This window comes from Paenibacillus sp. SAFN-054, from assembly GCF_051966755.1.
Lineage (GTDB): Bacteria > Bacillota > Bacilli > Paenibacillales > Paenibacillaceae > Paenibacillus_AQ.
Genome location: NZ_JBQCKS010000002.1, coordinates 213,863 through 235,698, shown reverse-complemented (window position 1 = coordinate 235,698; position 21,836 = coordinate 213,863). Strand labels below are relative to the sequence as shown.

The 21,836-nt window shown below is 51.5% G+C and carries 22 protein-coding genes; 18 read left to right on the top strand and 4 right to left on the bottom strand.

Translation table 11 applies throughout. The features are described from left to right. Positions 1-2: 2 nt before the first annotated feature. On the bottom strand, positions 3-386 hold the full coding sequence (locus tag ACTHPM_RS12540) for a hypothetical protein (RefSeq protein ID WP_440396033.1): 384 nt from the start codon (positions 384-386) through the stop codon (positions 3-5). 193 nt (positions 387-579) lie between these two features. Here ACTHPM_RS12540 and ACTHPM_RS12535 point away from each other — a divergent pair, with 193 nt between their 5' ends. Next, positions 580-957 carry a DUF423 domain-containing protein gene (locus tag ACTHPM_RS12535; RefSeq protein ID WP_440396034.1) on the top strand — a complete coding sequence of 126 codons (378 nt, stop codon included), beginning with the start codon at positions 580-582 and terminating at the stop codon, positions 955-957. Positions 958-1,016: 59 nt separating this feature from the next. Here ACTHPM_RS12535 and ACTHPM_RS12530 read toward each other — a convergent pair whose 3' ends face one another. Beyond that, entirely contained in the window at positions 1,017-1,556 is a 540-nt protein-coding gene (locus ACTHPM_RS12530) for a hypothetical protein (protein WP_440396035.1), read from the bottom strand. Between the two features lie 234 nt (positions 1,557-1,790). Between ACTHPM_RS12530 and ACTHPM_RS12525 the strand changes: the two genes are divergently transcribed. From ACTHPM_RS12525 to sufB, 7 genes are all read left to right on the top strand, one after another. Continuing rightward, positions 1,791-2,093 (top strand): YunC family protein, encoded by a 303-nt coding sequence (locus ACTHPM_RS12525; protein ID WP_440396036.1) that lies wholly within the window; start codon positions 1,791-1,793, stop codon positions 2,091-2,093. Positions 2,094-2,522: 429 nt separating this feature from the next. After that, positions 2,523-2,984, top strand: a complete 462-nt coding sequence (locus ACTHPM_RS12520; RefSeq protein ID WP_440396037.1) for a Dps family protein — start codon at positions 2,523-2,525, stop codon at positions 2,982-2,984. Between the two features lie 708 nt (positions 2,985-3,692). Beyond that, on the top strand, positions 3,693-4,475 hold the full coding sequence (gene sufC, locus ACTHPM_RS12515) for a Fe-S cluster assembly ATPase SufC (RefSeq protein ID WP_440396038.1): 783 nt from the start codon (positions 3,693-3,695) through the stop codon (positions 4,473-4,475). 23 nt (positions 4,476-4,498) lie between these two features. Then, positions 4,499-5,803: a Fe-S cluster assembly protein SufD gene (gene sufD / locus ACTHPM_RS12510; protein WP_440396039.1), complete on the top strand. Its 1,305-nt coding sequence runs from the start codon at positions 4,499-4,501 to the stop codon at positions 5,801-5,803. Beyond that, positions 5,800-7,011 carry a cysteine desulfurase gene (locus ACTHPM_RS12505; RefSeq protein WP_440396040.1) on the top strand — a complete coding sequence of 404 codons (1,212 nt, stop codon included), beginning with the start codon at positions 5,800-5,802 and terminating at the stop codon, positions 7,009-7,011. Before sufD ends, ACTHPM_RS12505 begins: the two co-directional genes overlap by 4 nt. Continuing rightward, positions 7,011-7,445 carry a Fe-S cluster assembly sulfur transfer protein SufU gene (gene sufU / locus ACTHPM_RS12500; protein ID WP_440396041.1) on the top strand — a complete coding sequence of 145 codons (435 nt, stop codon included), beginning with the start codon at positions 7,011-7,013 and terminating at the stop codon, positions 7,443-7,445. The genes ACTHPM_RS12505 and sufU overlap by 1 nt, the downstream gene beginning before the upstream one ends. 17 nt (positions 7,446-7,462) lie before the next feature. Beyond that, entirely contained in the window at positions 7,463-8,860 is a 1,398-nt protein-coding gene (gene sufB, locus ACTHPM_RS12495; protein WP_440396042.1) for a Fe-S cluster assembly protein SufB, read from the top strand. 80 nt (positions 8,861-8,940) lie between these two features. Here sufB and ACTHPM_RS12490 read toward each other — a convergent pair whose 3' ends face one another. Then, positions 8,941-9,990, bottom strand: coding sequence for an HD-GYP domain-containing protein (locus tag ACTHPM_RS12490; RefSeq protein ID WP_440396043.1), 1,050 nt, complete (start codon positions 9,988-9,990; stop codon positions 8,941-8,943). Between the two features lie 81 nt (positions 9,991-10,071). After that, positions 10,072-10,806: a molybdenum cofactor biosynthesis protein gene (locus tag ACTHPM_RS12485; protein WP_440396256.1), complete on the bottom strand. Its 735-nt coding sequence runs from the start codon at positions 10,804-10,806 to the stop codon at positions 10,072-10,074. Between the two features lie 133 nt (positions 10,807-10,939). Here ACTHPM_RS12485 and ACTHPM_RS12480 point away from each other — a divergent pair, with 133 nt between their 5' ends. The 10 genes from ACTHPM_RS12480 to ACTHPM_RS12435 all read left to right on the top strand — a co-directional run bounded on the left by ACTHPM_RS12480 (position 10,940) and on the right by ACTHPM_RS12435 (position 21,797). Further along, a complete protein-coding gene (locus ACTHPM_RS12480; protein ID WP_440396044.1) occupies positions 10,940-12,376 on the top strand; it encodes a bifunctional metallophosphatase/5'-nucleotidase in 1,437 nt (478 codons plus the stop codon). 21 nt (positions 12,377-12,397) lie between these two features. Continuing rightward, on the top strand, positions 12,398-13,225 hold the full coding sequence (locus ACTHPM_RS12475; protein ID WP_440396045.1) for an undecaprenyl-diphosphate phosphatase: 828 nt from the start codon (positions 12,398-12,400) through the stop codon (positions 13,223-13,225). Between the two features lie 136 nt (positions 13,226-13,361). Further along, positions 13,362-14,471 (top strand): HD-GYP domain-containing protein, encoded by a 1,110-nt coding sequence (locus ACTHPM_RS12470; protein WP_440396046.1) that lies wholly within the window; start codon positions 13,362-13,364, stop codon positions 14,469-14,471. Between the two features lie 12 nt (positions 14,472-14,483). Then, the gene (locus ACTHPM_RS12465) at positions 14,484-16,718 is read left to right on the top strand and encodes an MMPL family transporter (RefSeq protein WP_440396047.1); all 2,235 of its coding nucleotides are present in this window, start codon (positions 14,484-14,486) and stop codon (positions 16,716-16,718) included. Between the two features lie 153 nt (positions 16,719-16,871). Beyond that, positions 16,872-17,981, top strand: coding sequence for a radical SAM/CxCxxxxC motif protein YfkAB (gene yfkAB, locus ACTHPM_RS12460; protein ID WP_440396048.1), 1,110 nt, complete (start codon positions 16,872-16,874; stop codon positions 17,979-17,981). Between the two features lie 21 nt (positions 17,982-18,002). Next, the gene (locus tag ACTHPM_RS12455; protein WP_440396049.1) at positions 18,003-19,358 is read left to right on the top strand and encodes a hemolysin family protein; all 1,356 of its coding nucleotides are present in this window, start codon (positions 18,003-18,005) and stop codon (positions 19,356-19,358) included. 11 nt (positions 19,359-19,369) lie between these two features. After that, positions 19,370-20,401, top strand: coding sequence for a sporulation integral membrane protein YtvI (gene ytvI, locus ACTHPM_RS12450; protein WP_440396050.1), 1,032 nt, complete (start codon positions 19,370-19,372; stop codon positions 20,399-20,401). 204 nt (positions 20,402-20,605) lie between these two features. Next, entirely contained in the window at positions 20,606-20,818 is a 213-nt protein-coding gene (locus ACTHPM_RS12445; protein WP_440396257.1) for a spore coat associated protein CotJA, read from the top strand. Between the two features lie 83 nt (positions 20,819-20,901). Further along, the gene (locus ACTHPM_RS12440) at positions 20,902-21,186 is read left to right on the top strand and encodes a spore coat protein CotJB (protein ID WP_440396258.1); all 285 of its coding nucleotides are present in this window, start codon (positions 20,902-20,904) and stop codon (positions 21,184-21,186) included. Between the two features lie 41 nt (positions 21,187-21,227). Beyond that, the gene (locus tag ACTHPM_RS12435) at positions 21,228-21,797 is read left to right on the top strand and encodes a manganese catalase family protein (protein ID WP_440396051.1); all 570 of its coding nucleotides are present in this window, start codon (positions 21,228-21,230) and stop codon (positions 21,795-21,797) included. Positions 21,798-21,836: the final 39 nt, after the last annotated feature.

The following is a 21,836-nucleotide window of genomic DNA, read 5'->3' as shown; positions in this document are numbered from 1 at the left end:
CGTTATCCCCTTCCAACACGCAGCATCAAAATGACAAACATGAGGCCAAAGCTTAGAATAATGATCGTATTCAAGGACAGACCCAGAATCGCGAAGATCTTCTTGCGGTTGCGGAGAACCAGACCGATAATGCCCAGGATTACGCCGATAATGTTGGCCGCGAACAATCCGATCAGAAGGATGGTAATAACCGTGACGCCTGTCGTGGAGCTGTCAGACCAGGAAAGGCCGTCTCCGTTCAGGCTGGATGAAAATATAGCTCCCATTGCGGCGACACTGACGATATACGCCAGCATCGAAACGAGACTGATGATAAATGAAGCAATCCCGGGTCCCGAGTGCCGTATGAATTGCGGCGGATGCTGGGGAGGCTGCTTAGGTTCCATGGTTTTGTCTCTCCTTAACAATATAAAATATGTATGATTATTACTCTTCCATATTATGAATTAAAAATCAAGCCGGATGGATGCTTCACCAAGCGTTCACAGAGCGTTCACAGTGGAAAATGATATACTGTATAGGGTAATATGGTGGACAGAATGCATTTCACGAGATGAATAGATAAGGAGTGGTAAAGCCTTGCAGCGCAAATTTATGATGATCGGTGCTTTGATGGCCATGCTGTCGGTGGCGATCGGAGCCTTTGGAGCTCATTTGCTGGAGCCTATCGTCGGGGAATCGTCGATAAAGGTGTATGAAACCGGTGTACAATACCATATGATACACGCGCTTGGAATTCTGCTGATTGCGATCATAGCCGGAATTTGGGGAGACTCGCGCAGACTGGCTTGGGCTGGTTGGCTGCTGTTCGCAGGCATCATCCTGTTCTCCGGCAGTCTGTATGCTTTGACGATCACGGGAGTCAAGCCTCTGGGCATTATCACCCCGTTTGGCGGCGTGGCTTTCATCGCCGGCTGGATTTGCCTGATGGCCGAAGCCATTTCCCGCAAGAAGTAGCAAGCCTAAAAAAGCCCTTGCCTGTCCGCATGAACGGATGACAAGGGCTTTGATCGTTATTAGACGACTTCGATGATTTCATTAAGCTTGAAAGAGTAAACCTGTTTTTCGTCCACGTGATATACGTTTAGCAGCTCAACAGCTTCCTCGAAATTAAGGATGCGGCAAGGCATGCTGAATGGCTGTCCGCTGCGGGTTACCGTCAGCCGGATCAGGCGATTATCGTGGATGCATTCGGTAATCCATTCGTGCAGCTGGGAGCTGTATTGTGTGGCGTTAACCTTTGAATCAGCGGGGGCGTCGGGGCTTTTGGCCGGCAGTTCGTTCTTCGCCTTCGGTTTTGGACTTTTGTCCGGCAGAGGCGTCTTCGTTGCGGCGGAACCCGATTTGTTGATTAATGATTTACGTTTATCCTGCAGCATGGATTCGATCAGCTGGCCGAGTTCCATCCCGGATTTAATCCGAAAATCCGCGATCATTTCATTACTATTTAACATTTCGATTAAAGCCTGCAGCGCGAGTGCATTCGATCGGCTTTTCAACAGAATGTCGACATTGAACAAGTATCCTGAATCTTCATTGTTTTGTTTGTTTTCCATAAATCCCCCAGCCTATACCATGTGCAAAAAAAATAAGTCTTGAACTGTTTAAATCATATCATGAACACGTAAACCTGGATAGTCCTAATGTCGGGGTAGGGCATATCTTTATTCCTATATCATTTCATGTGATTTTAGAAGAAATGTGTTTTTATCCTCTGTGGCATACACACTGGACCTCCCCCGGGAATACACATAATTTGAACACTTTATCCAAGAGGGAGGTGTGAGCCCATGGTTACGATGGAGCCCATTTCAGTTGGGGAGCACACGTTGGTAGGCGTGGAGGTGAAGCTTCCCAAGACCACGCTGTTAACGATCAGCACTTCGCGCGGCTACATTATGTGCGGGGCGCTGGATGTAGGACTTTTGAACGACCGTCTGGGCGACCGCAAAATCATTGCAGGCAGGGCGGTTGGCGTGAAGACGCTGAACCAATTGCTGGAGGCGCCGCTCGAGTCCGTGACGAAGGAAGCAGCCGCCCTTGGAATTATCCCTGGCATGCCGGGGCATGAAGCGCTTCTTAAAATGCTGTAGCAGGTTTCGGTAAGCGTTTTTTGAACCCGCTTAAGAACAGATTCCAAAAACCAGTCCCGCGGGGATTGGTTTTTTTTGATTGCATAAGCCCTGCATCGTTTGATCATGATACTTTTATCACAGCCGCCAGAACTTGGCCTATGAAATACTACATTTAGACTGCCGTTTTTTGTATTCCATGCGGCACCGGTTTTCCTCCGCTGGAATTCCTTTTGACGAGTGTTCATCGTAACGCCGCATGTATGGATTTCCATGAAGATCATGCCGTTATTTTGTTTCGTATCCAGGTGTGGAGGGTAACATATAAACAGAGCCACTGAGGCGGTCAAGGCCGCTGATTGAAGCGAGGACAGATAATTTCAAAAGCGGTCTGCAGAAGATCGATTTTTATCAATTTTTAATCATTACAGAAAAGGACGGGATCAAACCATGGCCAAAACAACTTCCAAATCCAAAACAACAACATTAGAGCAAATTCTGAATCAACAAGTTGCAAACCTGAATGTTCTGTATGTCAAAATCCATAATTTCCATTGGTACGTGAAAGGGGAGCATTTCTTCACCCTGCATGTAAAATTCGAAGAGCTTTACAATGATATCACTTTGAAAATGGACGAGGTTGCAGAACGTCTCCTTACCATTAAGGGCAGCCCTGCGGCTACGATGAAGGAATATCTGGAGCTGGCAACGGTTCAAGAGGCTTCCGGCAAAGAAGATGCACGTAAAATGGTGCAAACCCTGATCGAGGATTTCGCTACGGTCTCTGAGGAAATGCATGAAGGCATTCATATGGCCGAGGAAGCCGGGGATCATCCGACAGGCGACCTGCTCATCAAAATCAAGAACGATCTTGAAAAACATATGTGGATGCTGCGTTCTTATCTCGGATAAGAAGCCGCTCTTAATTAACATACCGGACAGCTGAAAAAGGAACGCCGAGGGGCGCGCCGGTCTTTTTCGCCGGAGCGTCCTTTTGGCGCCTGACATTCTGTCCTCCATCGGCGCTTCGTTCATGAAGAAAGGGGCAAGAATCGGCATCGCTTAGGGGAAGCAGGAACACGGATCCGTTCCTCATCAACAACCTCTATAACGGACTTGAGCTTTAGAGAGTTCATTCCGGATGCCGAGCGCCTCCGCCGGTTATGAAAGGATCCGCTTCATGGTTGCTGTGTAAAAATAAGGTGATTTCACTTCCTTTATATGGTCCATTGCAAGAGGCAATATTTAGGCACGCGAGCGGATCGGAATAAGCCATCTGGTGACGAGCAAATGAATGCCGGTGCCGGATGATGCGTGAATATCCGCAAAAAGGTGCAGGTTTCAGCAAGCATGACAGTTACAGGAGTAAGAGTACTCAAATATGAAAGCAGGCACGGCTTTTCGTAAGCTGAGCCTGCTTTCTGGCATTATTTCAATTCTTCCGGGCCGAGGCGGTTGATATGATTCCGACTTTATTATAGAATTAGTGATAATCAATGAGAATCAATTTAGATTTATTTTAAATTGATAATTATAATTGCTTGAAATCAGGGGAGGTCATCCCTGTTTAAATAGACTTTCTGATTTCGGTAAAACCAAATAACGGAGGGAATAACGTATATGGCTACTCACTTTACCATTGAAGGACTCAAAGCGGAGATTGAAGGCAAAGAAATTCTCAAAGGGATCAACCTGGAGATGAAAGGCGGGGAAATCCACGCCATCATGGGACCTAACGGTACCGGTAAAAGTACTCTGGCTTCTGCGCTCATGGGTCACCCTAAATATGAAGTAACCGAAGGCAGCGTAACGCTGAACGGGGAAGACGTGCTCGACATGGCTGTCGACGAGCGTGCACGCGCAGGTCTGTTCCTTGCCATGCAGTATCCGAGCGAAATTACGGGCGTGACGAATTCCGACTTTTTGCGCAGTGCCATAAACGCCCGCCGCGAAGAAGGTCAAGAAATCTCCTTGATCCGTTTTATCCGTCAATTGGAAGGAAAAATGAAAGAACTCGACATGAACCCTGAATTTGCACACCGGTATTTGAACGAGGGATTCTCCGGCGGCGAGAAGAAACGTAATGAAATCCTGCAAATGATGATGATTGAACCAAACATCGTCGTATTGGACGAAATCGACTCCGGTCTAGACATCGATGCCCTGAAAATCGTTGCCAGCGGCGTGAACGCAATGCGCAGCGAAGATCGCGGTTTCCTTATCATTACCCACTACCAGCGTCTGCTTAACTATGTGAAACCGGACTTCGTCCATGTCATGATGCAAGGCCGCATCGTGAAATCCGGCGGTCCTGAGCTTGCAGAGCGTCTGGAAGCCGAAGGTTATGATTGGGTGAAGGAAGAGCTGGGAATTGAAGACGAGACAGTAGGTCAAGAAGCGTAAAAAAACGGAAGGAGGAAACCCAAATGACAACACAAACCATTCTTCCGGTTAACGCTGAAGGCTTGCGTCAATTGTCGGAGCAAAGACAAGAACCAACCTGGCTTACGGAAAATCGCCTCAAAGCATTGGAACTCGCAGCAACGCTTGAGCTGCCTAAGCTTGAAAAAATGCGCATCGAGCGTTGGGATATCCAAAATTACGGAAGCAGCAAGGATAGCGGCAGCATCGCTTCCTTGGCCGAAGTGCCTGCTTCCATCCAAGAGCTGGTTAAAGATCAGGAATCCGGAAGCCTGATTATCCAGCGCAACTCCGGAGTCGTGTACACCAAGCTGGCTCCTGAGCTGGCGGCCCAAGGCGTCATTTTCACCGATTTGCAAACCGCAGTGAAAGAACACGCAGAGCTGGTGCAAGCGCACCTGCACACTGCTGTATCCGCGGATGAGCATTCGGTAGCCGCATTGCATGCGGCATTATGGAACGGAGGCATCTTCCTCTACGTTCCGAAGAACGTGGAAGTCAAGACGCCGCTGCAGGCCGTGCTCTTGACGGACGACGAGGAAGCTACGTTCGCGCCGCATATCCTGATCGTCGCCGACACGAACAGTTCCGTAACGTACGTGGATAACTACGTATCCGGCGACGGCACGAAAGCTGTTACCCACAACGGTGCGGTCGAGATTTTCGCCAAATCGGGCGCGAAGGTACGCTATGCGACCATTCACCAAATGGGAACGAACGTAACGGACCTCAGCTACCGCCGTGCGATCATCGACAACGATGCGTCCATGGAATGGATCGTCGGCGAAATGAACAGCGGCGACACGATGAGCGATACACATACGATTCTGAAAGGAAACGGATCGACCTCCGATTCCAAAATCATCGCGGTCGGTTCCGGCTCCCAGAAGCTGAACTATACGACCCGCGCAAACCATTTCGGCAAATCCTCCGAGAGCCAAATGATCACCCGCGCCGTCATGCGCGAAGAAGCCCAGGCGATCATCAACGGCATCACGAAGATCGAACATGGCGCGACGAAATCCGACGGTCAACAAACGGAAAAAGTGCTCATGCTGAGCCCGAAAGCCCGCGGAGACGCCAATCCGATTCTGCTGATCGACGAGGATGACGTTAAAGCAGGTCACGCGGCTTCTGTCGGCCAGGTCAATCAGGAGCAAATTTACTACCTGATGTCCCGCGGCATTTCTCGCGAGGTCGCCGAATCGCTGATCATCTACGGTTTCTTGGCACCGGTCGTTTCCCAAATTCCGCTCGAGGGCCTTCAGAAGCAACTGCAGGCTGTCATTGAAGGGAAGTTGGGACAATGAACAACGCCATTCGCGAGCAGTTTCCGATTCTGAAGCAGGAGATTAACGGCCATCCTCTGGTGTATCTCGACAGCGCGGCGACTTCGCAGAAGCCGCTGGCCGTGATTGAAGCGCTGCGCCATTATTATGAATATGATAATGCGAACGTGCACCGCGGTGTGCATACGCTCGGCAGCCGTGCTACCGATGCTTATGAAGGGGCACGCGAAAAAGTGGCGAAGTTCATCCATGCCAAGAGCACCAAAGAAATTATTTTTACACGGGGAACGACGACAGCCTTGAATATGGTTGCGTCGTCCTACGCGCGCTCCATATTGAGCGAAGGCGATGAAATCGTCCTGACCCCGATGGAGCATCACAGCAATCTCATTCCATGGCAGCAGGTGGCAAAAGCCACCGGTGCCGTGCTCAAATATGTTAAACTACAAGAAGACGGTTCGGTTATCCTGTCCGAGGTCGAGAACGTGGTATCGGACAAAACCAAAATCGTATCCATGGCTTACGTATCGAACGTGATGGGCGTCGTGAACCCGGTGAAGGAAATTGCGGCTCTCGCACACCGCCACGGCGCTGTTATGGTCGTTGACGGAGCGCAAAGCACCCCGCATATGAAGGTGGACGTACAGGATCTGGATTGCGATTTCTATGCGTTCTCCGGTCACAAAATGTGTGCCCCTACCGGCATCGGCGTGTTGTATGGCAAAAAAGAACTGCTTGAATCCATGGAACCCGTGGAATTCGGCGGTGAAATGATTGATGACGTCGGTCTGTACGACTCCACGTGGAAGGAGCTTCCTTGGAAGTTCGAGGGCGGCACTCCCATTATCGCGGGAGCCGTCGGACTCGGTGCAGCCATCGATTTTCTGGAAAGCATCGGCATGGATGCCATTGAGGCGCATGAGCATGAGCTCGCTGCATACGCAGTGAACCGTCTGTCCGAGATTGACGGACTCAAGCTGTACGGACCGCGTGAGCGGAAAGTCGGTTTGGTGACGTTCAACCTGGACGATGTTCATCCGCATGACGTGGCAACGGTGCTTGATGCGAGCGGTATTGCCATCCGCGCGGGTCACCACTGCTGCCAGCCGCTGATGCGCTGGCTGGAGGCTAGTTCTACGGCCCGGGCAAGCTTTTATTTGTATAATACCCAAGAAGATGTGGACCGTCTGATCAGCGCATTAATCCAGACAAAGGAGTATTTTGGCTAATGCAACTTGATGACTTGTACCGGCGCGTGATTATGGATCATTACAAAAATCCGCGCAACCGGGGTAAATTCGAAGACGGAACCGTAACGGTTGATCTGAACAATCCGACCTGCGGCGACAAAATATCGCTGCAGCTCAAGGTGGATAACGGAATCGTACAGGATGCCAAGTATACAGGTGAAGGCTGCTCCATCAGCATGTCTTCCGCCTCCATGATGACCGAAGCCGTCAAAGGCAAAACGGTCGAGGAGGCTCAGGATCTGGCTTCCCGTTTCTCCTCGCTGATGCAGGGGGATGACGTCCATTTTGACGATTACGAAGATATTGAAGCTTTGTCCGGCGTGAATAAATTTCCTGCGCGTATCAAATGCGCCACTCTGGCGTGGAATGCACTTCGCAAAGGAATCGACGAGGATCAGCATAACCATAAATGATAGGGAGGTTCAAACCCATGGCTAAAAAGGCCCCTGAAATTGAAGAGTACAAATATGGGTTCCGCGATGAACACAAAGCGGTATTCCAAACGGGCAAAGGTTTGACCCGTGAGATTGTCACCGAAATTTCCAAGATCAAAAACGAACCGGAATGGATGCTGGAATTCCGTTTGAAGTCCCTGGAGCAGTTCGAGAAAATGCCAATGCCTAAATGGGGCGGCGATCTCGATGAATTGGACTTTAACGATATCCAGTACTACGTAAGACCTTCCGAAAAGCAAGGCAAGACGTGGGAAGAGGTTCCTTCCGAAATCAAGGAAACCTTTGACAAGCTGGGTATTCCGGAAGCGGAGCAGAAGTTCCTGGCCGGCGTATCCGCTCAGTATGAATCCGAAGTCGTATACCACAATATGCAGAAGGATCTGGAAGATCAAGGCGTTATCTTTATGGATACCGACACGGCGCTCCGAGAGCATCCTGAAATTTTGAGAGAGCATTTTGCAACGGTGGTTCCGCCATCCGATAACAAATTCGCCGCTCTGAACAGTGCCGTATGGTCCGGAGGCAGCTTTATCTACGTTCCAAAGGGCGTAAAATGCGAAATCCCGCTGCAGGCCTACTTCCGGATTAACTCCGAGAATATGGGACAATTCGAACGCACGCTCATCATCGCCGATGAGGGCAGCTTCGTTCACTATGTTGAAGGCTGTACGGCTCCAATTTACAGCACGAATTCACTCCATAGCGCGGTGGTAGAGATCATTTGTAAAAAGGATGCCCGCGTTCGTTACACGACGATCCAAAACTGGGCACCAAACATCTACAACCTCGTAACCAAGCGTGCCGTTGCCGAAGAAAATGCAACGATGGAATGGGTTGATGGCAACATCGGCTCCAAACTGACGATGAAATATCCTGCCGTCCTGCTCAAAGGACGCGGCGCAAAGGGCATGGTATTGTCGATCGCTGTTGCAGGTAAAGGCCAGCACCAGGATGCAGGCGCCAAAATGATTCACTTGGCACCGGATACCACATCTACGATCGTGTCGAAATCCATCAGTAAGCATGGCGGCAAAGTGACTTACCGCGGTCTGGCTTCCTTCGGACGCAACGCGGAAGGCGCGAAAGCCAACATTAAATGCGATACGCTGATTCTCGATAACGAATCCACTTCGGATACGATTCCGTACAACGAGATCAAGAACGACAACATCGTTCTGGAGCACGAAGCAACGGTATCCAAAGTATCCGAGGATCAACTGTTCTATCTCATGAGCCGCGGTCTCACGGAAGCAGAAGCGACGCAGATGATCGTCATGGGCTTCATCGAGCCGTTCACGAAGGAACTGCCGATGGAATATGCAGTAGAGATGAACCGCCTGATCAAGTTTGAAATGGAAGGCTCGATCGGTTAATCGATCGAGTTTGATATAAAAAAAGTGTCCCGGCATACTGCCTGGACACTTTTTTTGGATTATGAAGCTGTTATTTAAAACTATAAGAAAATTTGATCGATGCCAATGTCGCGCTCGGAGGACAGGTCGATAAAGCGGTCTCCGGTATTGACGAGGGGCCGGAAGAAATCAGCCGGGTTGGTCATAACGATGGTTCCCGTTTCCCCGGTTGTCAGAATAACATGTTTGCCGATAAAATTGGGAAGCATATGGCGGATGAAGGCCTGCGTTGCGTTGGCGCTAAGTTTGCCGAAGCTCATGCTGTGAAGCTCGCGCATGACGGTTAGCAGCTCCTGTTTGGACTGATATACCCGGTTCATGCTCATGGCGCTGAATACATCGGCTACAGCTGTAATCCGCGAGAAGGGGTGAATCTCTTTCTTGTCGATGGCGTGAGGGTATCCGCTGCCATCATCCCGTTCGTGATGCTGCAGGGCAACCAGTGCCGGAATGGTATCCTCGGTGGAGCTGCGGATGATGTCATGCCCATAGATCGTGTGACGTTTCATTTCTTCGAATTCTTCCGCGGTGAGCCGGCCTGGCTTGTTCAGCACGCTGCCTGGAATTTGGCACTTGCCGATATCGTGGAGAAAACCTGCCCGGCCAGCCTCGTAAGCTTCTTCTTTGGAGAATCCAAGCCAGGATGCAATGTAATAGTTGAGAATGCCCACCTGCATCGAGTGGTTGTATGTATAGTCGTCGTTCTGGTCAAAGCAGAGCATGAGTGACACAATATCCTTATGTTCTTTCAATTGGTCAACCAGCGGTTCCATGATATCGTCAACCATGCCCTCGTTAAAGCGCCCGCTTGCCAGCGCTTCCATGTACATGGATTCGAATCCGTCCACGGCTCGCTCCAGCAAAGGCTTGGTTTTGAGCAGGAGTTCATTCTGCTGTGTGTGAATCAGAGGGATCACAGGCTGATGGATAGCGGGGTCTACGTCTGCATAGTTCACGCCATGCTGCATCAGCTTACGGATCTCCTCATCATCCAACTCCGTTCCTTTTTGCAAAACGTGAAGACCGAATTCATTAAAGGTATCTGCAAGCAGTCGGTCGCCCGGTTTTAAGTCTGTGACATGCACTTTCAAGCAGTAAGTCACTCCATTTCTTCAAAATTCGACATCTGTTATCAACTATCATATCAAGAAAAAAATGGATTGACAATGCTGTTATTTTTCAAGCTGCACGCTGGCTGTCGGGTCCCAGGGGCCTTTTTGGTGTCCCTTCCATTCCGACCCGTCTTCCCAGATTTCCTTCTTCCAAATCGGGACCGATTGCTTCAATTTCTCGATTGCGTATCGGCTGGCTTCATAACAATCTTCGCGGTGGCCGGTGGAAACGGCGATGATGACGCTGGTTTCCATAATATCGACCTTGCCGATCCGGTGGAAAATGGCGCAAAGCGTCCCGGGCCAGCGGGCGTCGATGTCTCTGCCGATCGCCTCCAGCTGAGCCAGGGCCATGGGAATGTAGGCTTCATATTCAAGATGAACGGTACGCTGCTCGCCGGTCATTTCCCGTGTGGTGCCGACGAAGGAGAGGACGGCACCGTGATTGGGATGCAGCACCTTGCCTGTCACCTCATCGACCGATAACGGCTGGTCCGTAATGCAGTAGAGGCCATCTTCGGATTCGGTACGCACAGGGGCCTGTCCGTCCCCGCCGGAAACGGGGGGAATGAGGGCAATTTCGGCACCTTCCGTAATAAGGTAGTCCCCGGGCGCATATTCCTGATTGACGGCGACAAAAGAAACGGAGATCTGCGAGGCAGCCTCCGGATAGGACTTGGAAAGCTCTATTTTCAGCTGATCGGCGGTTATTTGGGCGGCTTGAACCGTATAGTTAAGTAAAGAGGTTTGCAGTCGTTCTGCAAGACCTGCGAATAATTGAATGCGTAAAAGCATATTTTTCACCTCGAACATGGATGTTAGTGTCTCCAATATACCATATCCGCCTTGAAAATGTTATGCTTATGGCCTATAGGGCAGCGCGTGATATTGCCCGAATGCACCCGGAAAGAAAGGGAGGACTACAGCTATGCAAGGGAACCAGCCCAAATCCATCACCATACTGCACACGAACGACATACACAGCCATTTCGAACAGGTGAGCTCCATTGCCGCATATGCTGCCGGTCAGCGCGAAGCGGAAGTCGGAAGTCCTCTGCTGATGGTAGATATCGGGGATCATATGGACCGGACCGCGATGGAAACCGAAGGCACGATGGGTCAGGCTAACGTTGATATCATCAATTTGACCGGCTATGACGTGATTACGATAGGGAACAACGAAGGATTAACACTGACCCCGGAAGACCTTGCCATGGCCTATTCCGGACTCCTGGCGGAAGTCGTATGCTGTAATATTACGGAGGAAGCGACAGACGAGCCCCCGAGCTGGATGAAAAAGCATACCATTATTGAAAAGGGCGGCATCAAGCTGGGCATTACCGGGGCCACGGCGCCGTTTTCAGCCTTTTACGAGCTGCTCGGCCTGCGGGCACTGGATCCGGAAACGGCCATTGAGCAGGAGGTCAAGGCGCTTCGTTCACAGGTGGATATCGTGATTCTGCTCTCGCATCTGGGACTGGCAACCGACCAGCGGCTTGCAGAACACCTTCAAGACATTGATCTGATACTGGGCGGACATACCCATCATCTGCTCGAAAAGCCGCTTCAGATTGGCCGTACGGCCGTCTGCGGGGCGGGGAAATTCGGCGGCTACGTTGGCAAAGTCCGAATGGAGGAGCAGCCGGACGGCACATACCAGGTGACGGAAGGAGGCTGTGTGCCCGTTGACACGAATTTGCTGGATGAAACGGTCAGCGCTGCTCTGGTCAGACATCGGGGGCACGCCGAGGAAGCACTGAGCGAAACCGTCGCTGTTACCGACCGCAGGTTGTCCCTTGACTATACGGCGGAATCCCCGTTCGGGAATTTCCTTGCGCAGGCTGTTCGCCAGTACACCGGAACAGAGATATCGCTGGTGAATACAGGCCAGCTTCTGGGTCCGCTGCCGGAAGGGGAGATATCGGCCGGGCTGCTGCATACGCTTTGCCCTTCGCCGATTAACGCATGCATTGTCAGGCTGAAAGGCAAGGATATCCGCCGTACGCTTGAGCAGAGCCTCCTGGAGGAATTTTGGAGCAGGGAAATCAGGGGATTCGGGTTCCGCGGGGAAATTCTCGGAAATGTCGCGATTGACGGACTGGAAGTCTTGTATGATGCAGGCCGTATCCCTTATGATAGGATTGTCCAAATGACGGTCAATGGCGAGCAGCTGGGGGACGAACAAGAATACGAGGTTGGCACACTGGATATGTTCACTTTCGGGATCGGTTATGACCGCATCGCTTTGGGACAACATCCCGAATTCATGCTGCCTGATTTCCTTCGCGATTTGCTGCGGCTTGAGCTTCAGCGTCCGGGAAGTCTGGATGAAAGTGAGCGCATCAGATGGGCAGAGGCCCATTAAGATTTCCTGGGGGAGGAAACGATGGATACAATTACAGCAATTATTCTCGGAATTGTAGAGGGGATTACGGAGTTCATTCCAGTCTCTTCAACCGGCCATATGATCCTTACGTCGAAGCTGCTTGGATACGATGATCAGGACCCGGTCATGAAAACGTTCGAGGTGGTCATCCAGCTGGGTGCGATTCTTGCCATCGCGCTGGTGTACTGGCGGCGGATCCTCGACCTGTTTGGCATCAAAAGAATGAATGCCGAGTCAGGCAGCCTTGTACCGGGCAAGCGGCTGAATCTGCTGCATGTCATTATCGGCATCGCACCTGCGCTTATCGTCGCTTTTTTCGCAAGAGACTTTATCAAAAGCCTGTTCAGCGCCAGTACCGTGATCTGGGCGTTGATCGCCGGCGGCGTGTTTATGATCTTTGCGGAATGGTTTAATAAGTCTAAAGCCCGGATTAGGGCTGAAACGATGGATGACCTGTCCTACAAACAGGTATTTCTTATTGGCATTTATCAAATTCTGTCCGTGTTGTGGCCGGGATTCTCACGCTCGGGCTCCACGATTTCCGGGGGCATGCTGGCTGGAGCAAGCTACAAAGCATCCGCAGATTTCTCGTTTCTGATGGCGATTCCGATTATGGTGGCGGCATCCGGGTATGAAATGCTCGACTCTTACCAGAACCTGACCAAGGATACGTTAGGGTTATTCGCGATCGGATTCGTACTTGCATTTGTCGTCGCCTATGTGGTAGTTCTTGCATTCATGAAGCTCATCCAGAAAATCAGGCTTACCCATTTCGCGGTGTACCGGTTTATTTTGGCCATCGTATTTTGGCTCTTCATTATGCGCTAGATTCCGTCTGACCGCCCGGCCAAGGAGGGCATCACGATTAACGGTATCGGCATTTCATGGTTTATTCATACAGATTAGCGAATGACGGCGCCTTGGCCGCTTTTAGTCCGTTATTCAGGGCAGGAGAGGATATGCTTTGCGTTTGGTACCCGTTCGGAAGCTTCAGGAAGGTATGAGGATCGGCAAAAAAATTTACAGCGATGAAGGGATCATCCTTTTGGCTGACGGCGTCACTTTAACAGCTCCGCTGATCCGCCGGCTCGTTGAGCTCGACATTGGCTACATCTACATAGAAGACGGTTTGACCGAAGGAATTCAAATTCCGGAAATGCTCCAGGAAGAAACGCGCCGACATGCGCTGCATAATATCCGCAAAAATTTCCAGCGCCTTTCGGAGACGTCCAAGATGGCGAAGGGCTATTTTCATTTGGGAAAGGATTTCAGCAAAGTGATGGAGTCCATTCTGAATGATGTTAGCTCCCAGGAAGAATCCATGATTTTGCTGATGGACATGAACACGGCTGACCAGTATTTGTATAAGCATTCCCTGAATGTGTGCGTGTATTCGCTCGTGCTTGGCATCGCGAACGGATACTCGGAAGAACAGCTGATGATGCTGGGCCTGGGCGCATTGCTGCATGATATCGGCAAAACGCAGATTCCACAGCGGATTTTGTTCAAGCCCCAGAAGCTGACAGATGAAGAGTTCCGGATGATGCAGTCGCACACGGAAATTGGATATAAGATATTAAAGGATGAGCCGAACATACCGCTATTAGCGGCTCACTGCGCTTTTCAGCATCATGAAAGGCTCAACGGAAGCGGTTATCCGCGCGGCATCCAGGGGAACAGTATCCATGAGTACGCCCAGTGGGTAGCCCTCGCGGATTCCTATGATGCCATGACCTCACACCGGGTGTACAGACCCGCCATGCTGCCGCATCAGGCCGTGGAGGTTTTGTATGCCGGTTCAGGCACCTTGTACGATCAGAAGAAACTGGAGCTGTTCCGGGACAGGGTAGCGATTTACCCGCCCGGATTGACCGTGAAATTGAGCACAGGGGAAACGGGCGTTGTCTCCAGCATTCATCCGAACATGCCGCATCGGCCCGTCATTCGAATTCTTGGCGATGCGGAAGGTCAAATGCTGCAGACGCCATATGAAATGGACCTGGCCCGCATGCTGTCCGTCATCATAACGGATGTAGACGGCTCGGATGCGCAGACCGTTTCATTGGAGCATTAAGGAGGCAGATCCATGAAGGAGCGACAGATCATAGCACCGGTTCGACAGTGGGGCAGCTTCATGTTCCGCTACCGGTGGGCAGTCGCTGCGGCATGGGTCTTTTTGATTTGCTTCCTCGGTTTTTTTGCCGTTCGAACGCCATCCATGCTCGAAGATAGCGGCTTTACGCCGACCGGAAGCTCATCGGAGCGGGGAATTGCCTTCCTGGAGGAAAAGCTGGGCATGTCCGCCGCAACCATGGAGATCGTGCTTGAAAGTACTTCAGGCGAGAATATCACCACATCCGAGGCACAGACGAGAATATGGGAGCAACTGGCTCCGCTGCGCAGCGAGCCATTCGTGAAGGATATGTACGCCAGCATCGTTTCCCGGAGAGCCGCCGAGGATGGCATAACGGCATTTACGGTACTTCTGAATGAGACTTCCAATCAAGCTCTGGGGCATTTTGATGAAATCAAAGCGGCCGTGCCTGAAGTAAGCGGAACCAACATTTACATAACAGGCAACTTGGCCGTGTATCACGATATGAGCAGCGCGGTCAGACATGATATTGTACAGGCCGAGTCCTTCGGGATTCCAGCGGCCCTGATTATACTGCTGCTCCTGTTCGGCACCGTTCCCGCCGCATTGCTGCCGATCGCCATCGGACTGGGGAGCGTGGCCGTCACGATGGGCGGCCTTTATTTTGTCGCGGCAGGAGGTGCTTCCTTAAGCAACTTTCTACCGAACATGGTCACTATGCTAGGCCTTGCCGTGGGGATCGACTATGCCCTGTTCATGGTGAGCCGCTTCCGGGAGGAATTGAAGAGCAAAGGTATCGAGGAAGCGTTGAATACGGCCTGCCGCACGGCAGGCAGATCGGTGCTGTATTCGGGCGGAGCGGTCGTGGCAGGGCTGCTGGCCTTCAACTTTATTCAGCTGCCCGTATTCCGCTCGCTGGCCCTTGGCGGCATGCTTGTCGTGCTGGTCTCCGTGCTTGCCGCGAGTACGCTGCTGCCTGCGCTGCTGGGCATTCTTGGACACCGGATTATGGCCTGGCCGGTGCGACTTCGTAAGAAAACCGGACGGGGCTTAAGCAGTCAGGCATGGGTTCGCATCTCGGAATTCATTATGGCGCGGCCCGCGATCGTCGCCGTGCTGGTGACGGCAGGGCTGCTTGCAGCCATGCTTCCAGCCCTGCACATGAAGCTCGGAATCCCATCTGCGGAGGTGCTTCCTCCATCCTATGCGTCCCGGTACGGAGCGGAGCTGATGAAGAAGGCTTACGATATGAAGGAAGTAAACGCGATCATGGTTGCGGCCGAGCTGGAGCTGCCTTATGACGATCCGGCATCGGTCAGGGTGGTGAAGTCCTATATGTCCAGGCTAAGAAATCAGCCGGGGGTTCACCGGGTCGAGAGCTATGCCAGCTTCCTGAAAGACGACACGGCGATCATCGGCAGGGAGCTGCGCAGCGAGATCGAAAAACGCCATGCCGCCAAGGAGAACGTGGTGGTCATTGCAGTGGTGCCGGAAGGCGGGGAAACGGACCCGGCGACGGTAAACCTGGTGAATGAGCTCCGGGAGCATCCGCCAGAAGGAGCAGAGCAATTCTATGTCACCGGCTCTCCGGCTTATAAACTCGATATCATGGATCGAATTCAAGGCGGTGTTCCTTATGTACTTGTCACCGTGCTGGTGCTGACCTATGTGATCCTGTTCGCCGCTTTTCGTTCCGTTCTGCTGCCGCTTAAAGCGGTCATGATGAACATGCTCAGCCTCGGCGCAAGCTTCGGCCTGGTCACGCTTGTTTTCCAACAGGGGTACGGGGCCGGATGGCTGCATGTCAGCTACACCGGCAGCGTGTTTGCCGTGCTGCCGGTGCTGATCTTTTGCGTCGTGTTCGGCATTTCGATGGATTATGAAGTTATGATGCTGTCGCGAATTGCAGAAGCCTATCGCACAGAAAGGAATAATGAACGCAGCACAGCCATAGGATTGCAAAGAACCGGGGGGATGATTACCGGAGCAGCGCTGATACTGGCAGTTGTCGCGGGTGCGTTCATGTTTACGGACAATGAGCTGATGAAGGCGCTGGGACTCGGCTTGACCGCTTCGGTGCTGATTGATGTCACCATCGTTAGGATTTTGCTGGTGCCTGCTCTGATGAAGCTGATGGGCAGGGCCAACTGGTGGCTTCCTGGCTGGCTATCGTTTCTTGCCAGGTCCGAAACGGGGCCTTCCAAGGGGGATTCAAGGCCACAATGACGGCAGGCGGGAGAGTTTTTGTCCTCTTCATGGTATGATAATAGGAAGCTGATGTGCCAAGCTGTATTTTCAGGCTATGCAAAGCCTTATCATGGAGCTAAGGTATAATGCTTGCCGGATAGGTTTAAATAAAGAAATAAGGTGAGGAAAAACATGAATACTGTAAAACTGTCGCCAACGAACGATCCTTGGGATCCGATCGGTTCGCTCCGGGCATATGGCCGTCATGTGCTGACGAGCGTGGAAATGACAGTCACCCATTTGTGCAACATGCGCTGTGAGCACTGCGCTGTAGGAGATATGCTGGTGATGAAAGAGGCGGATTTTTTGCCGCTGGACTTGATACTGAAGCGACTGGATGAAGTCGAGCATCTGCAAACCATCAGCCTGACCGGAGGGGAGCCCTCCTTCCGTGAAAAAACGGTGAACGAGGTTATCGTACCCCTGCTTCGCTACGCGAAGGAACGCGGCATACGGACGCAGATCAATTCAAATCTGACACTGGATATCAGCCGATACGAGAAAATGCTCCCATACTTGGATGTCATGCATATTTCATTCAACTATTTAAACGGCGACGATTTCCATGAGGTGGGCTTCGCCAACAGCAATCATCCGGTTCCGAAGGAAACGGCGTACCGCATGTACGATAAGATGATGGAGAATGCCGTCAAACTAAGCGATGCCGGCATGTTCATTTCAGCTGAATCAATGATTAATTATCGCACGCATACAAAGCTGGCCGGAATTCACAAACTAATACAAGAAATGGGCTGCAAGCGTCATGAGGTTCACCCGATGTACGCATCCAATTTCGCCAGCTCCTTGCCGGTGCTTTCGCTGGATGAAACCCGCGCGGCGATTCATTCGCTGCTCGATATTCGTGACCCGGACATGTGGATGCTCTTCGGCACGCTGCCGGTTTATGCATGCAGCGATAGCCCAGAAGATATGAGGCTGATCCGCCGGCTGGCGTCGGAACCGAACGTAACGGTCCGCAATGATCCGGACGGGAGAAATCGCGTGAACGTGAATCTGTTCTCCGGCGATGTGTATGTGACCGATTTTTCGGATGTTCCGCCATTCGGAAATATTCAAAGCAGCAGGCTTGACGACATTTTTGGGATGTGGCAAACCGACCATCCGCTGAATAAGACGATCAACTGCCACTGCGATGCGGCCGGCTGCTGCGGACCGAATCTGCTGGTGAAGGATATGTATTATAAGGATATGGACTTTAGCATAAGGAAAGCTAACATATAATAAAGAAATGGGGCGTTTCATTTGGACGGGGAGTTAGAAATAGGCAAGCTATTATTCAACCTTTTCCTGGTTTTGCTGCTTGTATTCTTTAACGGAGTATTTGTCGCCGCGGAATTTTCGCTCGTCAAAATGCGTCAGTCCCGGCTGACGCAGCTGGTGAGCGAGGGCAACCGCATGGCGAATTATGCTTTGAAAGTAAACAATAAGCTGGATGCCTACTTGTCCGCAACGCAGTTCGGAATTACGCTGGCATCCCTGGGACTCGGCTGGATTGGCGAGCCTGCCATCTCGCATCTCCTGGTACAGCCGCTCATGTATAAAGCGGGGATCACGGACTCCACGCTCATCGCGACGGTATCGGTGATTCTTGGATTTTGCGTCATTACGTTCTTGCATATCGTTCTGGGCGAGCTTGCGCCGAAATCCCTGGCGATTCAAAAAACAGAAGGAGCAGCACTGCTGCTGTCCGCTCCGCTCATGCTGTTCTATAAAATATTTTTCCCTTTCATCTGGCTTCTGAACGCGTCCGCCAACGTCATTTTGAGAATGGTAGGCGTTCAGCCGGCGACGGAATCGGAAGCTGCGCATTCTGAAGAGGAAATCCGCATATTAATGAATCAGAGCGCCAAAAGCGGCGTCATCGACAAGGACGAGATGAAGCTGATGGACAACATCTTCGAATTCTCCGATTTGCTGGCCCGCGAAATCATGCTGCCTCGAACGGACATGGACTGCCTGTACACGAACAATTCACTCGAAGAGAATCTTCAAATCATCAGCGAAACCAAGCACTCCCGCTATCCCGTTGCCGTAGAGGACAAGGATCAGATTCTGGGATTCGTACATATTACGGATTTTCTTATGGCGGATGAGGAACACCAGAAGGAACTCACCAGCCTGGTGCGTCCAATCTTGAATGTACCGGAGTCGATGGAAATCAGTCATGTCCTCCGTCTGATGCAGAAAAAGCATGCCCAGCTCACACTGGTTGTGGACGAGTACGGAGGCACGGCAGGAATGCTCACTGCGGAAGAAATTCTGGAGGAAATCGTCGGTGAGCTTTACGATGAATTTGAAGATGAACGGCCCGACGTGGAAATTCAGGAAGACTTCATTTCCGTGGATGGCCGCATGCTGATTGAGGATGTGAATGATCTTACCGGCGTGGTCATTGAGGATGACGAAGTGGATTCCATCGGAGGCTGGCTGTTCAAGGAGCTGGAAGGCAATCCGGTCAAGGGCAAGACGGTTCAAATGAACAATTTCATATTTGAGGTTGAGGAATCAACAAGACTCCGGATTACCCGGGTCAACATCCACCGCGTTGCCGCTGCGGATACAGTCACCGAAGAGAAAGGGGCGGAAGACGCGGATTAAGGGGGAGCCCTGTGTCAGGGAAACAGCTGCTTCTCATCGGATTCGGGCTGCTGCTGCTGTACATTTTATTTACGGCCGGAGCCCCGTTTCTGCTGGCTGCCCTGGTTGCCATTTCTCTCGAGCCGGTGCACGGCATCATGATGGCGAAATGGAAATGGAACCGGATCGCGGCCGCTTCCCTCACGTGTACCTTGTTTCTGCTTCTGATTCTGCTTCTGGTGTACATGCTGGGGCTGCAGGTATTCGGTCAGCTGGTGGAGTACTGGAAGAACGCCCCGTCGTATTTCGCGGCTGCCAATGATTTTGCGCAGAATACGATGATACAAGCCCGGGGCTGGCTCGACCATATTCAGCCGGATTTGGCCGAGAGCCTGCGCGTGTTGTTGTCGAACGTTACGCAGTATGCTGAATCCTTTGCCAATACGCTATCCTCTGCGTTTTTGAATTTCGCCAAGGGGATACCGGGCATGTTTATCTTTTTCGTCGTATTCTTCGTCGCGGTATATTTGTTCAGCTATGGCCTGCCGGCCATTCGCTCCGGGCTGCTTTCCCTATTCGAGGAAGAGATGCAGGATCAGATTCAGCAGGTGCTTCAAAGCCTGAAAAGGTCGATTTTCGGCTTCATTCAAGCCCAGATGATCCTCAGTGCTTTTACGTATGTGGTAACGCTGACGGGTCTGCTGATCCTGAACATCCATTACCCGCTTGCCATTGCGATGCTGATCATGTTCGTGGATATTTTGCCGATTCTCGGCGTCGGTTCGATCCTGGTTCCCTGGGCCGTTTATTTGTTCATAGTAGGCGATTCCTATACCGGCTTTGGACTTTCCCTGCTGTTCATCGTCATTACGGTGGCAAGGAGGGTCATCGAGCCGAAGGTCATCGGCGATTCCGTCGGCATCGGGGCGCTGTCGGCCCTGGTCAGCATGTATATCGGGTTTAAGCTGGTCGGCGTCATCGGCGTCTTCATCGGGCCGCTCGTCGTCATTATCTACTCGGCTGTCCGCAAGGCAGGCTTATTCCAGATCCGGATCAAATTTTAAATATGTAGGCTTCTTACAGGAACCTCTTGGACAAGTTTCGGCTTGTTTCGAGGGGTTCTTTGTATTTATTCGCAAGTTTTTGTTCAGATTTCCCGAAAGGCTCATATGTTAGTTACGAAGAGACTGATGGCCTCTCTTGTCATCGGCCTTATATCATGACGCGAAAAGGAGGAGCCTTTGGTGAATGTGAGCAACTATAACCAGATGCGCGTTTACAAGCCTTTTATCGGGCCGTTTGATCCATGTCCGCCATTGCTTTATCGCACATACGTCGTACCCATCAATCAATACATCACATTTCAACCGCTGGATTGGCCGCAGTTCAGCCTGCAGGAAGCGTTGACGCTCGGAACGTTATGGCCGAATCTGTACAGCCCGTATACGCCGAATCGGGGCAGACAGGAGGGAGGAGCCTGATGTCGGAAAATATGAAGCCGGAGTTCGTGAGTCCGGCAAGTGCGAACATGAAGCCTGAATACGTCAGCCCGGCAAGCACAGGAATGAAGCCGGAACATGCGCAGAAGGGGGCAGCGATCGACCGGGAGTATTATGAGCTGCTTGAAAAAATCCAGATGGTGGATTTTGCTCTTGTCGAGCTGAATTTGTTCCTGGACACCCATCCCGATGACTTGAAGAGCGTGGAGCAGTACAACCGGCTTGCCCAGGAGCGGATTCCTTTAGTCAGAAAATTTCAGGAGTTGTACGGACCGCTGATGAATTTCGGTCATGCCTATTCGAGATTTCCGTTCGAATGGCCGAATACACCGTGGCCGTGGCAGGTATGACGAGTTATTAATCATGTTCTTGAAGGAGGCGGTCCAAAAGCATGTGGGTCTATGAGAAAAAGTTGCAGTATCCGGTTCGCGTCAGCAAATGCGATCCGATGATGGCCAAATATTTGATGGAACAGTACGGCGGCGCGGATGGGGAGCTGGCTGCTGCTCTTCGGTATCTCAATCAGCGCTACACCATTCCGGACAAAGTTATCGGCTTATTGAACGACATAGGCACAGAAGAATTCGCCCACCTGGAAATGATTGCCACCATGGTCTACAAGCTGACGAAGGATGCCACCGTGGACCAATTGATAGCGGCCGGACTCGGCGCCCATTATGCGAATCATGACAAGGCCCTCTTCTATGAAAATGCAGCCGGCGTCCCTTGGACGGCAGCCTATATTCAGGCGAAAGGAGATCCGATTGCGGACTTGTACGAAGATATCGCAGCCGAGGAAAAGGCCAGGGCTACATATCAGTGGTTGATTGACATGACCGACGATGTGGATCTGCAGGACAGCCTGAAGTTTTTGCGGGAGCGTGAAATCGTGCATTCCACCCGCTTCCGGGAAGCCGTGGAGATTATTAAGGATGATCGTGCCCAAAAGAGAATTTTCTAAATCACAAACCGGCTCGGCGATAAGGCGTTCCTGTCCAGG

Excerpts from the sequence above, each read along its gene's own strand:
- ACTHPM_RS12475 (WP_440396045.1), top strand. The coding sequence starts at position 12,398 with ATGGATACAATTACAGCAATTATTCTCGGAATTGTAGAGGGGATTACG.
- ACTHPM_RS12435 (WP_440396051.1), top strand. The coding sequence starts at position 21,228 with ATGTGGGTCTATGAGAAAAAGTTGCAGTATCCGGTTCGCGTCAGCAAA.
- ACTHPM_RS12480 (WP_440396044.1), top strand. The coding sequence starts at position 10,940 with ATGCAAGGGAACCAGCCCAAATCCATCACCATACTGCACACGAACGAC.
- sufB (WP_440396042.1), top strand. The coding sequence starts at position 7,463 with ATGGCTAAAAAGGCCCCTGAAATTGAAGAGTACAAATATGGGTTCCGC.
- ACTHPM_RS12540 (WP_440396033.1), bottom strand. The coding sequence starts at position 386 with ATGGAACCTAAGCAGCCTCCCCAGCATCCGCCGCAATTCATACGGCAC.
- sufC (WP_440396038.1), top strand. The coding sequence starts at position 3,693 with ATGGCTACTCACTTTACCATTGAAGGACTCAAAGCGGAGATTGAAGGC.
- ACTHPM_RS12465 (WP_440396047.1), top strand. The coding sequence starts at position 14,484 with ATGAAGGAGCGACAGATCATAGCACCGGTTCGACAGTGGGGCAGCTTC.
- ACTHPM_RS12440 (WP_440396258.1), top strand. The coding sequence starts at position 20,902 with ATGAAGCCGGAACATGCGCAGAAGGGGGCAGCGATCGACCGGGAGTAT.
- ACTHPM_RS12530 (WP_440396035.1), bottom strand. The coding sequence starts at position 1,556 with ATGGAAAACAAACAAAACAATGAAGATTCAGGATACTTGTTCAATGTC.
- ACTHPM_RS12520 (WP_440396037.1), top strand. The coding sequence starts at position 2,523 with ATGGCCAAAACAACTTCCAAATCCAAAACAACAACATTAGAGCAAATT.
- ACTHPM_RS12505 (WP_440396040.1), top strand. The coding sequence starts at position 5,800 with ATGAACAACGCCATTCGCGAGCAGTTTCCGATTCTGAAGCAGGAGATT.
- ACTHPM_RS12445 (WP_440396257.1), top strand. The coding sequence starts at position 20,606 with ATGCGCGTTTACAAGCCTTTTATCGGGCCGTTTGATCCATGTCCGCCA.
- sufU (WP_440396041.1), top strand. The coding sequence starts at position 7,011 with ATGCAACTTGATGACTTGTACCGGCGCGTGATTATGGATCATTACAAA.
- ACTHPM_RS12485 (WP_440396256.1), bottom strand. The coding sequence starts at position 10,806 with ATGCTTTTACGCATTCAATTATTCGCAGGTCTTGCAGAACGACTGCAA.
- yfkAB (WP_440396048.1), top strand. The coding sequence starts at position 16,872 with ATGAATACTGTAAAACTGTCGCCAACGAACGATCCTTGGGATCCGATC.
- sufD (WP_440396039.1), top strand. The coding sequence starts at position 4,499 with ATGACAACACAAACCATTCTTCCGGTTAACGCTGAAGGCTTGCGTCAA.
- ACTHPM_RS12525 (WP_440396036.1), top strand. The coding sequence starts at position 1,791 with ATGGTTACGATGGAGCCCATTTCAGTTGGGGAGCACACGTTGGTAGGC.